Annotated in this window: 12 protein-coding genes; 10 read left to right on the forward strand and 2 right to left on the reverse strand. The window is 45.0% G+C overall.

Annotated features, from left to right (window positions below):
• Positions 1 to 828 carry an SMP-30/gluconolactonase/LRE family protein gene (locus tag KCTCHS21_RS04955; RefSeq protein WP_130605514.1) on the forward strand — a complete coding sequence of 276 codons (828 nt, stop codon included), beginning with the start codon at positions 1 to 3 and terminating at the stop codon, positions 826 to 828.
• Positions 829 to 840: 12 nt separating this feature from the next.
• Complete coding sequence (locus KCTCHS21_RS04960) at positions 841 to 1,638, forward strand: creatininase family protein (RefSeq protein WP_232058082.1); 798 nt, start codon at positions 841 to 843, stop codon at positions 1,636 to 1,638.
• Positions 1,639 to 1,735: 97 nt separating this feature from the next.
• Here KCTCHS21_RS04960 and KCTCHS21_RS04965 read toward each other — a convergent pair whose 3' ends face one another.
• Both KCTCHS21_RS04965 and KCTCHS21_RS04970 read right to left on the reverse strand, forming a co-directional pair.
• Positions 1,736 to 2,101 carry a RidA family protein gene (locus KCTCHS21_RS04965; protein WP_232058083.1) on the reverse strand — a complete coding sequence of 122 codons (366 nt, stop codon included), beginning with the start codon at positions 2,099 to 2,101 and terminating at the stop codon, positions 1,736 to 1,738.
• A gap of 29 nt (positions 2,102 to 2,130) precedes the next feature.
• Positions 2,131 to 3,504: an extracellular solute-binding protein gene (locus tag KCTCHS21_RS04970; protein ID WP_130605518.1), complete on the reverse strand. Its 1,374-nt coding sequence runs from the start codon at positions 3,502 to 3,504 to the stop codon at positions 2,131 to 2,133.
• 330 nt (positions 3,505 to 3,834) lie between these two features.
• Here KCTCHS21_RS04970 and KCTCHS21_RS04975 point away from each other — a divergent pair, with 330 nt between their 5' ends.
• Genes KCTCHS21_RS04975 through KCTCHS21_RS05010 form a run of 8 tightly spaced genes read left to right on the forward strand, consistent with a single transcriptional unit; the run spans position 3,835 to position 15,961 of the window.
• On the forward strand, positions 3,835 to 4,962 hold the full coding sequence (locus tag KCTCHS21_RS04975) for an ABC transporter ATP-binding protein (protein WP_130605520.1): 1,128 nt from the start codon (positions 3,835 to 3,837) through the stop codon (positions 4,960 to 4,962).
• 5 nt (positions 4,963 to 4,967) lie between these two features.
• The gene (locus tag KCTCHS21_RS04980; protein ID WP_130605522.1) at positions 4,968 to 7,955 is read left to right on the forward strand and encodes an extracellular solute-binding protein; all 2,988 of its coding nucleotides are present in this window, start codon (positions 4,968 to 4,970) and stop codon (positions 7,953 to 7,955) included.
• A complete protein-coding gene (locus KCTCHS21_RS04985) occupies positions 7,952 to 8,929 on the forward strand; it encodes a carbohydrate ABC transporter permease (RefSeq protein ID WP_232058084.1) in 978 nt (325 codons plus the stop codon). The genes KCTCHS21_RS04980 and KCTCHS21_RS04985 overlap by 4 nt, the downstream gene beginning before the upstream one ends.
• Positions 8,930 to 9,787, forward strand: coding sequence for a carbohydrate ABC transporter permease (locus KCTCHS21_RS04990; protein ID WP_130605524.1), 858 nt, complete (start codon positions 8,930 to 8,932; stop codon positions 9,785 to 9,787).
• 28 nt (positions 9,788 to 9,815) lie between these two features.
• The gene (locus KCTCHS21_RS04995) at positions 9,816 to 11,864 is read left to right on the forward strand and encodes a YIP1 family protein (RefSeq protein ID WP_130605526.1); all 2,049 of its coding nucleotides are present in this window, start codon (positions 9,816 to 9,818) and stop codon (positions 11,862 to 11,864) included.
• The gene (locus KCTCHS21_RS05000) at positions 11,857 to 14,088 is read left to right on the forward strand and encodes a DUF5696 domain-containing protein (RefSeq protein ID WP_130605528.1); all 2,232 of its coding nucleotides are present in this window, start codon (positions 11,857 to 11,859) and stop codon (positions 14,086 to 14,088) included. Before KCTCHS21_RS04995 ends, KCTCHS21_RS05000 begins: the two co-directional genes overlap by 8 nt.
• On the forward strand, positions 14,085 to 14,981 hold the full coding sequence (locus KCTCHS21_RS05005) for a carbohydrate ABC transporter permease (RefSeq protein ID WP_130605530.1): 897 nt from the start codon (positions 14,085 to 14,087) through the stop codon (positions 14,979 to 14,981). Before KCTCHS21_RS05000 ends, KCTCHS21_RS05005 begins: the two co-directional genes overlap by 4 nt.
• Complete coding sequence (locus KCTCHS21_RS05010; protein WP_130605532.1) at positions 14,978 to 15,961, forward strand: carbohydrate ABC transporter permease; 984 nt, start codon at positions 14,978 to 14,980, stop codon at positions 15,959 to 15,961. Before KCTCHS21_RS05005 ends, KCTCHS21_RS05010 begins: the two co-directional genes overlap by 4 nt.
• Positions 15,962 to 16,195 lie beyond the last annotated feature (234 nt).

Here is a 16,195-nt window from a genome sequence, read left to right on the forward strand (position 1 = left end):
ATGAACTATATTAGTCATTCATTAACAGAGCCAGGGAGCTTCACCAGTGGAATTGAAGGTCCTGCGTGTGATAGGGAAGGCAACATCTACGCTGTTAATTTTGCTAAGTCGGCTACAATTGGCTTAGTGACCCCGCAAGGGGAGGGCAGTATATTCATTGAGCTGCCGAATGGAAGCATCGGCAACGGAATTCGTTTTAACCGGGAAGGCGATATGTTCATTGCCGATTTTGTAAATCACAATATTCTTAAGGTTGATAGAGCTACGAAGCAGCTGTCTGTGCATGGGCATGAGCCGAGCATGAATCAGCCTAATGACATTGCTATTACAAGAAATGGTGTTATATTTGCAAGCGATCCGAACTGGGATAAAGGTACGGGGAACATGTGGCGCATTGATCTTGATGGGACAGTAACGCTGCTCGAAGCGAATATGGGAACGACAAATGGTATAGAGGTAAGCCCGGACGAAACAGTGCTCTATGTTAATGAAACGGTACAGCGTACGATCTGGGCATACGATTTGAATGAGCGTGGAGAAATTAGTAATAAGCGTATCCTTATTGCATTTCCTGATCATTTGCTTGATGGGATGCGCTGCGACATGGAAGGGAATTTATATGCGACGCGCTTCGGTAAAGGGGTTATAGCCGTTATTTCTCCGCAAGGCGAGCTGCTGCGTGAGGTTAAGCTGGAAGGGACAGACTGTACGAACCTGACCTTCGGAGGACCAGAGGGCAAGCATTGTTATGTCACGGTATCAGACATTGGTAATCTGCAAGTATTTACGGTAGAGCATCCCGGACGTTGCTGGGGAATGTGGAAATAGGGGGATGAGCGAGTGAAGAAGTCATTTCTGTATCAGGAGCATACAAGAGAGCAAATTACACAGATGGCGGAGGACGGATATATGGTGGTTGTAGCGCTAGCTGCAACCGAGCAGCATGGTCCGCATCTGCCAGTATTTACAGATAGTCTAATTGGTGGGGCTGTGGCCACAGAAGCGGTAGAACAAGCGGCCAAGGCTGTTCCGGTGCTACTCTGTCCGCTCATCCCGATCGGCTGCTCTGATCATCATCTCAGGTTTGGTGGGACGCTGTCCTTCTCCTCGGCTACCTATCTGCAGATGCTTAGAGATATCGGTGAAAGTCTAGTTTCTAATGGGTTTCGTAAAATCGTATTTCTGAACGGGCATGGCGGTAACGAGCCGATGATGCATCAGACGGCTAATGATCTCGCTGTTAAACACCCCGTGTGGACAGCCTCCGCTTCGTATTGGAGCATTTCCCGTGAGGCGTTACGTGCAGTGAATGCGGATGAGGTTGGTATGGTGCCAGGGCATGCGGGTGGGTTCGAGACAGCTGCCATTATGGCTTTACGTGAGGATTTGGTTGCTAAAGAGGAATTGGCGACTGAGCATGAGGGGCGTGCATGGATAAACTCCGGACCTGCCGGCACATTCATCGGTCGACACCAGGAGCTAACCGGAGTTGATGGTTACACGGACGCACCGCATTTGGCGACGAAGGAGCGGGGCGAACGGTATTTAGAGGCAATCAATCGCAGTGTGGGGGATTGGCTCATTAAGGTGTATCATTCGATGGAACAAGGGGAAGAGAGCATAAAAGCACCTTCATGATAACGAAAGCCATACATTTAGAGTTAGCATTTAGCGAGACTAGTATAGTACGAGTAACGCCCGCAGGAGATTATCCTACGGGCGTTGTTTCCTACTCTTATTTGCGAAGCTTGGCGATAACGTCGATTTCGACGAGTAGATCAAAGTTAAGATCACAGTATATAAGCGTTCTAGCAGGATAAGGGCGTGGAATAATATCGGCATAAATACGATTGAACTGCTCATAATCCGAACGGTTCTTTAAATAGATATTTACTTTAACGATATCTTCTAGGGTTAATCCGGATTGAGATAAAATAATTGTAATGTTTTCCAGAGTCAGAATGGTCTGGCCCTCCAGATCATCAGCGGTTATTTTACCGGTGATTGGATCGGTGCCGCCCTGTCCGGATACAAATAGTAGGGAATCTGATTGGGATGAAGCAGCAAATGGAAGCTCATCCATTCCATATTTGATTTCCATAGTCAACAGTCATGTTCCTCTCCGCTGAGTTACCAACCCAGTGCTTTTCTAGTTTCTGCTGCCTTTAGATTATAAGCCTGTACTGCGGGGATACGTGTACTGAAGTCTCCACCCCTTGTAATCATTCCGCCGAGTGGCCCGTTAATGCTGTCAACGAGGGTGACAAGATCGGCAACCTTGGGATCAGCTGAGTAACAGCACATCTTGGAATTCAAACGTATAGCGTCAACGTTCTTGCCTTGCCACACCGGGACCTCTGCATAGTAATCGAACAAGCTTTGATCTTGTACCCAAGATCCGCTTCCGTTCTCTATCATCGTCTTCTGCGCTTCTATATCGAAGAGAAAGCTGATATATAAGAATGCTTCTTCCTTGTGCTTAGATGCTTTAGGAATTCCGATAGGACCAGCCTGATGGATAGTTGCTTGTTGAGCCTTACCCACTGGCATTGGCAGTACATCCCATTCAAAGGATGCATTCTTGAGTGCATCCAAGTTCCAGTCTGCGCCAAGTGTAAATAAAGAATTTCCTTGCAGGAATACTTTAACAGAGTCGCCTTGCATGCCGAGCTTCTCTTTTTCTAGATCACTTGGCCTTACATGCCACTTGGTTGTGAGCTCTTGTGACCACTTTAAGTCTGCGAGAACCGCAGGTGTATCTGCCAAGCTCTTGCTGCTATCTTCATTCATGAAACGGTAATTAGCTGAGCTTCCATTAGCCATAGACAGGATACTGGTGAATTCATCCACCAGACCGCTTATTCCCCAATCATTAGCGGCAGGATCAGTTGCTTGCTTAGCCATTTCAAGCAGATCGTCATAAGTCCAGTCGTTGCTTGGCATATCCAGGCCATATTTATGAAGCATTTCCTTATTCACAACGATCCACATCGGAATGTCGGAGTAAGGTACAACCCATTGCTTACCGCCAGTTTGGAATGCTTCAATGAATCCTTTAGCCATTGAAGTTCCTTGAATTCGAGTATCCTTCTGAATGTAAGGGGTTAGCTCCTCCAGAAGATCGCCTGACAGCCATTGGGAAAGGCCGGCATCCAAGAAGACGAGATCTGCTTTTTCTCCAGCTATTACATTGTTGACTACGGCTTTATCGATTTTCGTATTGGCTTCAATTGTTATCCAAGGGTACATCTCATGAAACTTGTCAAACAAAGCTTGGTTGGGCCCAACAAACCAGGTAAGAACGGTTAAGGTTACCGGTTCATGGTCGGAATTCGGCGTGTTGCTTGTGGACTCAGATGAGGTAGGCGACGTTGGACTTGTTGAGGAAGATTCTGAGCCTCCTGAATTGTTGCTCGAACAAGCAGCTAGAACGGGAAGTAGAGAAAGTAGAGCGATTAAACATACCAAGTAATAACGATTTTTCTTTGTCTTTCGTGCATTCATTGGCGTACACCCCTTGGATAAAAATAAAGTAGCTTAGAGCTTATCTTAAGCTCTATTTTCCAGAAAATATGAAAAGGCTGCCATGTTTAGATTTTAACACGACATTTTTTCATGTCAAGAAATATAATTCACATATAAGATTATAAAAATAATATGATCAGTAATAAATACGATGGATAATAGATGTATTTATAGGAAGAGTAATTTGTTTTCGCGAATTTTATTCGAGGAATATAGAAGTTTATGTATTTACGTGATTATATTTATTTGCTATCATATTTTCATGTACTTGAAATCTTTTCATTAAAAATGTTCGTGGGGGTAAGAGTTATGGGGAACGTAGCATTTAACCACGTGTACAAATATTACAAAGGAGAGCCTAACCCGTCAGTTAATGATTTTCACCTTGATATTGCCGACGGAGAATTTCTTATTATGGTAGGACCGTCCGGGTGCGGCAAGTCTACGACCCTGCGCATGCTCGCGGGGCTAGAGGAAATATCCGAAGGTGATATTCTAATAGACGGTAAATTAATGAACTTTGTTTCTCCGAAAAATCGGGATATCGCAATGGTGTTTCAGAATTATGCGCTATATCCAAACTTAACAGTATTTGAGAATATGGCGCTTGGCTTACAGCTTCATAAGGTAGCGAAAAGCGAAATTGAGATGCGTGTGAATCGAACGGCCAAAATGCTTGAAATCGCACATTTTTTAACGAAGAAGCCAAACCAGCTGTCCGGAGGACAGAAGCAGCGCGTTGCGCTAGGACGTGCGCTTGTTAGAGAGCCTCAAGTATTTCTAATGGATGAGCCATTATCGAATTTGGATGCCAAGCTTCGGACACAAACCCGGATGGAAATTAGCAGACTGCACAAAGAGCTGCAGACGACGATGGTGTATGTAACCCATGACCAGACAGAGGCTATGACTATGGGGACAAGAATTGTCGTCATGAAGGATGGCAAAATTCAGCAGGTTGCTCAGCCTCAGCAGCTATATGATGAGCCGCGGAATTTGTTTGTAGCAGGCTTTATCGGCACGCCACAAATGAACTTTATTAATGGCATGATCGAGTTGATGTCGGATGGTCACTATTATTTCAAAAGCAAGCGACTAGAGCTCAAGCTATCTGATAAGCATTTACCTTTTCTCCAGTCTAACAGAACGAGCTTGCGTAATGTCGTAATGGGCATCCGCCCAGAATATGTGTCCTGCGAAGCATGGGCGTTGGATCGCTATCCAGATTGGCAAGTATCTGCTCTCGTTAATATGAGAGAGCCGCTAGGCTCGAATACATACTTATATTCTAGCTTCGGTGAAGACATTTTGATTTCCCGTGCTGAAGCTCATACACCCATTCAGCCCGGCGACTCAGTCAGATTTGCCCTCAATGTAGATCACGCTCATTTCTTCGACCGCGACAGCGGACTATCACTGGCTGTGCTAGAGGAGTGATCATCATGAGACGGAAGAAAAGACGCATTATTATTACTGTCAGTGCAGTTGCGCTGCTATGCATTGGATTATGGTTTGTCTTGCGGCCAACCGGAAGTGATGATCGAACCTATTCTGTGCTTTCCGCAGAGGAAATTATAGCCGACATTCGTTCAGTAGCTTCAACAGGAAAAACTCCTCCTTCTTATGTTCAGTGGATTCGAAGTAAGGAATATGCAGCCTTTAAGCCGGTCGTAGACGTTAAGGCAACGGTGATGGCAACAGATTATTCCGCCATTTCCTCTGATGCGCAAGTGGAACGCCGTCGGGATAATGTAAAAGGAAGCGATGTCATCGATTGGAATAACACCAAAGGGTGGATCGAATGGCAGGTTGAAGTAACACAAGATGGCTTATATGAGCTCCTTGTTGACTATGCCCCTCTCAAAGGGGGCTTCTCGTCCGTTGTTCGGGGAATTCAAATTGATGGCGCTTACCCTTTCATTGACGCGGAGCGAATCGCCTTTAAGAGGCTTTGGAAGGATAGTAAATATCCGTATGATCGTAATTCAATCGGTAATGAAATTCGTCCTATTCAAGAGGAGCTGCTTCACTGGCGAGCCGACCCCGTGACTAATTTCTCGCTCTCTTCCGTACCGCTTCGCTGGGCGCTGACCTCTGGTAAGCATACCATTCGCCTTATTGGGAAAAACGAGCCTATGTCTCTTCACTCTCTTACGCTCGCAGCACCAGAGGAGATTCCAGCCTATTCGGAATACTCATCAAGACAATTAGCCAACGACACGGCTAAGAAGAACTGGTATGACATTGTTGAAGCGGAACGATTTGCCTACAAATCCTCTGTTAACATTCAACTGCAAAGTGTAGCTGAGCCTTATATTTCTCCTGACCCGAAAGGGAAAATCGTATATAACGCAATTGGAGGCACCAACTGGACGAAACCAGGGGAATCGATAGGCTGGGAGCTATCAGTGCCAGAAGATGGCTACTATGCAATCGATGTGAAATATTATCAGGGCTATAATGGTAAATCGAGTGCCTATCGGACCATTCTTATCGATGGCAAAATACCTTTTAAGGAAATGCAAAGCTACCGATTTGCTCCTAATAAAGCGTTGCAAATTACGACTCTTTCTGATGGAGAGAGCAAACCATACCTGTTTTATTTTACTAAGGGCAAGCATTTAATCGAGATGACAGTGGACACCTCGTTAATCCGCCCGGTTACGATGTCGCTGCTTGATATTAATGAACGTCTGACGGTCATTGAGAAGGACATACGTGCAATCACAGGAAACTACGGGTACGATAGCGTGCAAAATGTGGATAAAGCACGCACCTGGGATATGCGCAAATATGATCCTGATATTGAAACAAAGCTACAATCGTTGGTCGATGATTTACTTCGCACCTCTGACTATTTAAACGGGCTGAATCAAGCGGAAACAGATTCTGCCACTGCACTGGTTATCAATGCGGATCGATTGCAGCAGCTGCTAAAGCATATTAATGATATTCCGAATCGTGTTACCCAGTTCGCAACGATTAGAACTAGCATTAACAGTTGGATTCAAACGATTGAAGCCCAAGCTATTGAGCTCGATTATTTGGTTGTGCGCACCCCTGAAACCGAAACGGGACTGAAGGTGCCAGGCTCCTGGAGTAAACTACGCTACTCTACGGCCAGCTTCTTTAGGTCATTTTTCCAGAAATATGACACGAGTGAGGCTGATGATGGGAACGCACTGACGGTTTGGGTGCAAAGAGGTAAAGATTATGTAGATTTACTTGATCTCATGGCGCAGCAAGAATTTACGCTTAAAACCGGTATTAAGGTCAATATCAATCTCATACCGAATACGAATGTGCTGCTATTAGGTAATGTGGCCGGAGATCAACCCGATATCGCGCTCGGAGTTCCTCTGGAAACTCCCGTGGATTTTGCCATGCGGGGCTCTGCTGAGGATTTGAGCACTTATCCTGGCTTTGAGGATGTCTTTAAGCAGTTCAATCCAGGCTTGATGCGCTCTTACATGTACAACGATAAAGTATACGGTTTACCTGAAACACAAAACTACTACATGTTATTTTATCGAACTGATGTTTTCGAGGAGCTAAAGATCCAGCCACCGGATACATGGGATGATTTGTCGAAAATTTTGCCAACCTTGCAGGAAAATGGCCTGACCTTTAATTTCTCAAAAAAGAATTTCCACATCCCTTTCCTACAGCATGGCAGTGATTTCTATCAATCAAGCGGGATGGAGCCTAATCTGACCTCCGGGGAGGGCTTGGCTGCCTTTAAACAATGGACCGACTGGTACAGTAAATATAATTTGCCGAAGGATATTCCGTCCTTCATCCATCACTTCCGCAACGGGGACATTCCGATCGGTATTGCCGATTTCGAGCTGTACATTCAATTAACGGTCGCGGCTCCAGAAATTGAGGGAAAATGGAAAATGATACCTATTCCAGGTATTAAGCAGGCAGATGGAACGGTTGCCCGTTGGTCACATAATGAATCATTTGCTAAATTGCAGGAGCCGTCCTCCATCATGATGCTTAAGAAGAGCGATCGGAAAGATGATGCTTGGAAGTTTATTCAGTGGTGGACATCAGCAGAGGTTCAAAGCCGATACGCAAGTGACATGGAGTCTTTCGCGGGTATTGCCTATCGTTGGAACACCGCTAATTTAGCAGCTATGCAGACGATACCTTGGCCGGATGAGGATTTGGCTGCCATTAATGAACAGGATCGATGGGTCAAAAATATACCGTTTGTTCCCGGTTACTATTATTTAAGCAGAGAAATTGAATTTGCATGGAACAATGTCGTTGTTGGTCACATGCCAGCAAGAGAAGCATTAGAGAAATCGGAAATGTCCTTATCGCGGGAAATGATGCGTAAGCAGGAAGAGTTCGGAATAACATCCGAGGATCAGTTGCACATCACTCCTTATGACAAGCCGTATGAAAGGAGTACGCCGTGAAACCTGTGACTAATACGAAAAACCTAGTTAATTCGTCCTCTTTGCAAAACAGTTATAGGCAACGTATACGTTTGTTTTTGCGGGAGTGCTGGTCGACTCGACTATCCTACCTGTTCTTGGCGCCCTTCTTGCTTTGTTTTATCTGCTTCGTCATCGTTCCGGTCATTATTGCTGTGGTACTCAGCTTTACCTCTTTCAACGGCTTTGAATTTCCAAGATTTATTGGAGTCAGTAACTTTATTTACATGTTTACGCAGGATGTCGTATTTATGAAATATACGATTCCTAATACGTTGAAATTTGCAATTGTAGTAGGCCCAGGCGGATATATTCTATCCTTTATATTCGCTTGGTTGATTCACCAGCTACCGAAGAGTATTCGAGACTATTTTTCGTTGGCGCTATACGCTCCTTCTATGGTAGCGGGTGTGGCGTTAACGATGGTATGGACTGCTACGTTCAGTGGTGACAGCGTTGGTTACTTGAATAACATCTTGCTTAGTCTTGGTTTTATTGAAACTCCGCAATTGTGGCTGCAGGATCCCAAATATTTAATGACAATCATGATGATCGTTACGCTGTGGACCAGTATGGGCGTTGGCTTCCTAGCGATGCTCGGCGGATTACAGACCGTTAATACCGAGCTATATGAGGCGGGCAGAATTGATGGTATTAAAAATAATTTGCAGGAAGTTTACTATATTACCATTCCTAGTATGAAGCCACAGATGCTGTTTAGCGCGGTTATGGCCATTGTGGGTGCGATTAAAGCGGGGTCTGTGTCCAGCGGTCTTACCGGGATGACGATTACCCCACAATATGCGGGTCATGTCATCAACAATCATATTTATGATTATGCATTTCTCCGATATGAGTGGGGCTATGCCTCAGCTTTATCTGTAGTTCTGCTCTTACTGAGCTATGGAATCATGCAAATATGCTATAAGCTGTTCGGCACGAAGGAGGATGAATAAATGCTGCAGACCATTCGCAAGCAATTCGCCCTCTCTCGTATGTTTCTAATCTTGTTTCTTACGGGCATGGGTATCTTCATGTTCCTGCCCATTGTCTTTCTATTTAATAACGCATTTAAGCCGTTAAATGAGCTATTCATGTTCCCGCCAAGAATTTTAGTACAGCATCCAACGCTTTTCAATTTTGAGCAATTATTTATGCATACTGCTGCAGGTGTTGTACCATTTACACGCTATTTGTTTAATAGCTTCGTGGTAGCGCTAATAACGACATTTGCTGTAATTATTGTCAGTACGATGGCGGGCTATGTCTTGTCCAAGCATCGCTTTCACTTTAAGGCGTTTATCATGGGGGCTATTCTAATTGCGTTAATGTTCACGCCTGAAACAGTGTCCATCCCTCGGTATCTAATCGTAAGCGGATTTGGACTCAAGAACACGTATTTCGCGCATGTGCTTCCCTTTCTAGCTTCGCCAGTCGCAGTCTTTCTGATGAAGCAGTTTATTGACCAAATTCCTAATCCTTTAATTGAAGCGGCGAAGCTGGATGGGGCATCGGATATGTATATTTTCATGCGAATTATTATTCCATTAACTTCACCAGCTGTCGCTACAGCAGCTATTATTACTTTTCAAACGGTGTATATGGATGTGGAGCCTTCATCACTCTACATGTCCAAAGAAACGATGAAGACGCTCGCTTACTATGTGGAGGCCGTGTCGTCGAATATCCCAGGAGTTGCGCAAATAAGCATTGCGTCATCCATCGGGCTATTGATGTTCCTGCCAAACTTAATTATTTTCCTACTATTCCAGCGGAAAATGATCCAAACCATGCTGCATTCGGGTGTGAAATGAACGAGGGGAATGAGAGGGGGTCTTACAGATGTTCAGCCACGCCCTGAAAGGAATAGGAATCAAAGCTGTTGTCGTCTTGTGTATGCTCTGTTTGCTCTTCCCACAGTTCGCTTCCGCGCAGCTCCCTTACTATACGTGGTATAGGGATCTGAATTCTGGAATGATAGCGACTCAGCCGATCTATGTGCCAGATCGAGTAATCGACGGTAATAGTGTGGAAGGCTCGTTGTCCTCACCAAGCGATCTGTACATTGCAGACAATGATCACGTATATATTGCTGATACAGGCAACAATCGCATTGTGGAGCTAAATGAACGTGGGGAGTACATACGCAGCTTAGGTCAGGTTGAGGGACCAGGTAAGCTGGATCAACCAGAAGGTGTGTTTGTCTCAGCAGATGGAATGATCTATGTGGCAAATACGGGGGGACAGTCGATCGTTCGTTATACGGCGGAAGGTCAATTCGAGCATGAATTCAAGAAGCCTGATTCGAAGGTGCTCACAGATGATTATCACTTTCTCCCGACCAAGCTAGTAGTAGACAATCGTGGCGTTATGTACGTTGTCGTGAAAGACACCTTCCTAGGCTTGCTAAGGATGAATCCGGAAGGTAAGTTTACGGGCTTTTTCGGAGCTAACAAGGCGAAGCTGTCCTGGCTTGACCGATTTAAGAGATCGATCTTGAACGAAAAGCAGCTGTCGCAAGAGATTTCGAAGCAGCCTAATGCGATACAGAATGTGACGATAGCGCAGGATGGCTTTCTCTTAACGACAAGCTCAGGTCAAGCGAGTGACGGGCAGATTAAGAAATTAAATGCCGGCGGGTTTGATGCGTTCAATAATAAACCTCTCTGGGAGTACAGTCTCGTAGATACGGCGATTGATCGAAATGGCTTTATGTATGGACTTAATCGAGCAGACTATTCGAATATTTCGGTCTATGATCCAACGGGAGAGGTCATGTTCTATTTTGGAGCGATAGAGAAAAACGCCCGTCAGCTTGGCATTACCGATTATGCGATTAGCATCGATGTGAATAGTAACAACGAGCTATGGGTAGTGGACAATTCGTCTAATTTAATTCACGTATTTAAGCGTACTAGCTTTGGAGACACGTATATGACGGCAGCCCATTTGTATTTCGATGGGGATTACGATCAGAGCCGCATCTATTGGGAGGAAGTCATTAGCCAGAACGGCATGCTAAACATTGCTTATAATGGCCTGGGCAAGATCGCCTTGCATGATCGGGACTACAAGCTGGCTCTCGATTACTTTAAGCAATCCAATGATTCGGCAGGATATTCTGATGCCTTCTGGTATATCCGATATGAATGGATGAAGGACAACTTTTTGCTGGGTGTAGCTGTGCTGGTAGTTGGTTTGTGGGGCTTAGTATTCGGAGCACGCCGAATATCGAAGCTCATCCGCAAGCGCACATGGCCACCCAAGCTGCAGCAGTACGCAGGAGAAATAAGAGATTCCTTGTATTTGATGTTTCATCCGTACAATGGATTTTATCGCTTGAAGGATCGCAATGTTTCCTATGGTGTAATTGGTTTTATCTTATTACTGGCACTAGGTGTCCATACGTGGTCGATCTTTGCCTCAGGATTTATTGCTTACCCGTACGAGCTTGGATTTTATAATATTCCTTTATCCTTCGCCTTTAAGATTGTGCCCTGGGTGACTTGGGTTGTTGCCAATTACTTAGTAAGCGCCGTTAAAGGTGGTGAAGGCCGGTTCAGGGAAGTGCTACAAGCGAGCACCTTTGCTATCGTCCCTTACATCGTGATCACGATACCGGTCACCATTCTGACCAATTTCGTCGTACTCGAAGAGTGGATAATTATTGATTTAATTAATCAAAGCATGTGGGTATGGATCATTGTTCTCTTTTTCGTTATGACTCAGGTCATTCACAATTTTGAGTTCACTGAAGCTATTAAGAATGCAGTAATTACTCTGTTTACGATTGGGGTCATTTGGCTATTTTTCACGATTGTTTCTGGTCTTGTCTATAACTTCTATGACTTCATCATCCAGATCTACCGGGAGGTGACCTTCCATGGCTAGAAGGTTATGGCCGACAAGCCGTAAATATCGTCTGTTGCTTATCCTTGCCATTGTAATTGCCATTGTGGTAATAGCTATTCTATATACGAGAAGAGATCGGCTGCCATCCTTCAAGGAAATGGGTATCGAATATCGAACGAAGATATCCGCGCCTGTACTGGACAATGGGGAATGGCACGCAGGGAAAGTGGATGCCGAAGGCTTCGCACAAGTAGCGGACAACGGGCAGTTCACCTTACTCATCGAACCGAAGAGTAGCCAGATTGCAGTTGTTGACAAAAAGACAGGGTACTTATGGCGGAGCAATCCGTCAAAGGAGCAGCTGTCAGGCGAAACGGTGAAGGGAGCTTTGCTGGAAAATTTGCAATCTCCGTTCATTATGGAGCATGTCGTCGAGGGTCAGATTAGGCGAACTATGCTTAATACGTTAACTAAGGACATGACTGTTGCTTACACACTGATAGATAAAGTGGGCATACAGGCCACCTATACGTTCAAGAAGCAACAGCTCTCATTCGCTATTCAATACAAAATTACGAGCTCTGGTCTGGAAGTAGGTATTCCTAGCGAAGGCATTCGAGAAACAGGTGACAACTGGATTTATTCCATTAACCTGCTACCTTATTTCGGGGCGGTGCCGTCGAAGAGCGAGTCGGGATATTTGTTCGTACCAGATGGTCCTGGGGGATTGATTTACTATGATCGCGTCAGGCCTAAGGTTAGCTCTAGCTATGAGTTTCCGATCTATGGTGATGATCCGGCTCAGACTAACTATGATGAGGACATGTCTGTAATTCGTGAACAAATTGCTTATCCTGTATTCGGATTGAAGCGTGGTAACCAAGCTTTCGCAGCGATTGTGAAAGAGGGACCTTACACAGCTAAGATTAAAGCAGCAATACCTGGAACGAACTCGAATTATCATTCAATTAGCGTCAATTTCAATTATCGCGAGGAATATGGACGTAAAGTGAGCGGATTAACTCAAGAATCTGTAAAGTCCATTCGCAAAGCAAGGAGTCAAGAGGACCATCTCGTAGAATACCGTTTATTATCTGGCGACCAGTCGGATTACGTGGGGATGGCTCATTCTTATCGCGAGTATTTAGCCAGCAGTGATCAGCTTGGTCAGCAGCTGAAGGCGACAGATCATATGCCGTTGATGCTATCCATTGTCGGTGGAGGAAATAAGCCACAATTTGGTCGCAACAGCTATGAAACGGCTACTACTTTTAAGCAAGCGGAGGAAATGGTTGATGGCCTGTTGGAAGCTGGAGTGGCTCACATTAATGTGACATTTCAAGGCTGGCAAAATAGCGGTCACACCTATACAGACGAACGTTTCCCTATTGTTTCTAGCATTGGTGGCGTAGCAGGTGCCAAGGATTTCGTGCAGAGTATGCATGACAAGGGAATCAAGGTTATGCTGGACGATTATATGGCATGGAAGTCTGCAAGTCAGAGCTCCTTCTATAAGAAAACGGATGGCATTCGTGGAATAGATTCCACCAGTGTGTCTGGTCAAGGCGGTAGCTTCATTGTAAATACAATGAAGGCGGTTCGGGAGCAGAAAGGGGTAATAGATACCCTTAAAAAAATCGGTATAGACGGTATTCATTATGTCGACGGGCCAGGGAATGTGACATTCAGCGATTACAATCCGAAAGCATCACTGACTCGGAGCGATACCGTGTATTACTATCAGCAATTGCTTGATTACGTTCAACAGCAATTAGGCTCGGTAGGGATTACAAGAGGAGAGCAATACTCGTTGAAGCATGTCGATTACATCGAAGGGTTTCCTTATTCCTCAAGCCAGGATTTGATGATTGATGAGACTGTCCCTTTTTATCCGATAGCCGTTCACGGTACGGTTGCGTATACGACAGTTCCTGGTAATATGCGCGATATCTATGAGGATGAATTTCTGAAAGCTATTGAGTACGGCGCTGTGCCTTTCTTCAAGCTAACTTACTCAGAAAGCCGAGTGCTCAAGAGAACAGATTTTCAATCGATATACAGCAGTCAATATGCTATCTGGAAGGACCGCATTGTGGAAGAGTATAAGAAATTTGATCAGCTGGCCACGGTATATCATCAGAATATAACGAAGCATGAGAAGCTTGGGGAAAAAATTTATGCAACGACTTATGAAGATGGGACGAAGGTTACCGTGAACTACAATACCAAGCAATTCAGCGTCGAGGGAGGGGCAAAGAGATGATTGGAAAAACCTCTCGCCGCAAACAGATATTAATGTTCCGCTGGAAGGAATACGGTCTTGGATACTTGTTCATGCTGCCATGGATTCTTGGGTTTATCGCGTTCGTTGCGTTTCCCGTCGGCTGGTCGCTATGGAATAGCTTTAATCGCGTTTATATTACAAGCGAAGGCTTCCAATATACTTGGGTCGGGCTAGGTAACTTCAAGCGAATGCTAATCGAGAATAATGCGTATCCCATTATTCTTCTCACCTACTTGCAGGAAGTATTGTTGATTATTCCGTTAATTCTCATTTTTTCTTTCTTCGTATCCTTACTGTTGAACGAGAAGTTTCCTGGACGGGGATGGATGCGTGCGCTCTTCTTCCTGCCCGTCATATTCGCTACAGGACAAGTAATTATGGAATTGTTCGTACAGGGTGCGGGAGAGCTGCCATTCGTGTCACAGTACAATCTGGATGTCATTTTGCGCCAATATTTCAGTGCAGGTACGTCCGACATGCTGTTAGGCATTCTTAGCAAGGCGGTTATTATTCTGTGGTATTCCGGTGTACAAATCTTAATATTCATCGCCGGGTTTCAGACCATTTCCAAGTCGGTATATGAAGCAGTTAGAGTAGATGGCGCATCCCCCTGGGAAAGCTTCTGGAAAATTACCTTTCCCGGTATGCTGCCGTTCATGGGTTTGAATGCTATATATACCATTGTTGATTTGTTTACGTTTCCCTTTAATCCGGTCATGGAGATCGTCAGGAACAATATGTTCTCGCCGACAACGGGTTATGGTTATGCCAGTGCGATGGCGTGGTTGTATTTCCTTATCATATTGGTGTTGCTAGGAATTACTTTATGGCTGACATACCGGGCGACTAAAGGAAGGGGGGACGTGCGATGAAGCTGGTTGAAGCCTATAAGCAAGTGAAGCTAGATATAACGGAGACATTGGCTAATCGAAGGACGCAGAAGCTAAGAGCATTGGTGTTTGGGCAAAATGTAAAAGACGGAATAATAGCAAAGCTATTTATTATCTCGTTGTTAACCGTCATTGGATTCTTGTATGTGAAACCTATTCTGTATATGATCTCTACGAGCTTGAAGAGTGTAGCTGATATGATTGATCCGATTGTCGGCCTCATTCCGCGTGAGCTTTACTTTAACAATTATAAGGATGCATGGAAAGGCCTCAGTTATCCCGAGGCTTTTCTAGATACGATGACCATTGCCTTGTTCGGGTCCATATTTCAGGTATTTACTTGCGCGCTTACTGGTTATGCGCTTGCGCGCCTAAAATTCCCGGGGAAAAATCTATTTTTCTTCCTCATTCTTGTCGCATTCCTCATTCCACCGCAGCTAACTCTTGTCCCGCTCTACATGATCTATAGCGAGCTAGGGTGGATTAATACTCCGTTTGTATTTCTTGTTCCGGCCATTTTCGGGCAAGGCTTGCGGGGCGCTTTATTCATTATAATTTTCCGGCAATTTTTCATTTCTCAGCCGAAAGCACTTGAAGAAGCGGCGAAAATTGATGGTGCATCCGTATTTCGTTTGTTTTTTCGCATTATGATGCCTCTTGCTGGGGGAGCTTGCCTAGTCGTATTCCTGTTCTCCTTCGTTTGGTACTGGAACATGAGCTATGAAGCCGCATTGTTCTTAAGCAAGGATTTCACGCCTCTTTCTCTCCGATTAAGCTCGCTACAGATGGAGCTAATGGGTAACAAGGCGGTTAGCTTTAGCGCAGGATTAGGGCAAGACCCGATCTCTGAAGGTCCAAAAATGGCAGGAGCGTTCCTAATAATCTTTCCTCCGCTTATTATTTACCTGATTGCACAGCGCTGGTTCACAGAAGGAATTGAACGTACAGGGTTAGTTGAATAACGGCTAGCAGCGTGTACAGCTGATAGTTGCCATAACGCGTCATCGCACCTCGGGCGGGTAACTGCACGAGGTGTCGACATAGGCATTCGGTTAGACCGCTGCCTTTAGTAGCTCTCAGTGCGTTAAATGTGAGTGAAGGAGTGTTTTCGTCCAGCTAAGTAGCCCTCAGTGCGTTAAACGTGAGAGGAAGAGAATTTTCGTCTAACTAAGTAGCCCTCAGTGCGTTAAATGTGC

This window comes from Cohnella abietis (assembly GCF_004295585.1).
GTDB lineage: Bacteria > Bacillota > Bacilli > Paenibacillales > Paenibacillaceae > Cohnella > Cohnella abietis.

Coding starts and splice junctions, on each gene's coding strand:
- KCTCHS21_RS04965 (WP_232058083.1), bottom strand. CDS start 2,101: ATGGAAATCAAATATGGAATGGATGAGCTTCCATTTGCTGCTTCATCC.
- KCTCHS21_RS04990 (WP_130605524.1), top strand. CDS start 8,930: ATGCTGCAGACCATTCGCAAGCAATTCGCCCTCTCTCGTATGTTTCTA.
- KCTCHS21_RS05010 (WP_130605532.1), top strand. CDS start 14,978: ATGAAGCTGGTTGAAGCCTATAAGCAAGTGAAGCTAGATATAACGGAG.
- KCTCHS21_RS05005 (WP_130605530.1), top strand. CDS start 14,085: ATGATTGGAAAAACCTCTCGCCGCAAACAGATATTAATGTTCCGCTGG.
- KCTCHS21_RS04995 (WP_130605526.1), top strand. CDS start 9,816: ATGTTCAGCCACGCCCTGAAAGGAATAGGAATCAAAGCTGTTGTCGTC.
- KCTCHS21_RS04955 (WP_130605514.1), top strand. CDS start 1: ATGAACTATATTAGTCATTCATTAACAGAGCCAGGGAGCTTCACCAGT.
- KCTCHS21_RS04980 (WP_130605522.1), top strand. CDS start 4,968: ATGAGACGGAAGAAAAGACGCATTATTATTACTGTCAGTGCAGTTGCG.
- KCTCHS21_RS04975 (WP_130605520.1), top strand. CDS start 3,835: ATGGGGAACGTAGCATTTAACCACGTGTACAAATATTACAAAGGAGAG.
- KCTCHS21_RS04970 (WP_130605518.1), bottom strand. CDS start 3,504: ATGAATGCACGAAAGACAAAGAAAAATCGTTATTACTTGGTATGTTTA.
- KCTCHS21_RS05000 (WP_130605528.1), top strand. CDS start 11,857: ATGGCTAGAAGGTTATGGCCGACAAGCCGTAAATATCGTCTGTTGCTT.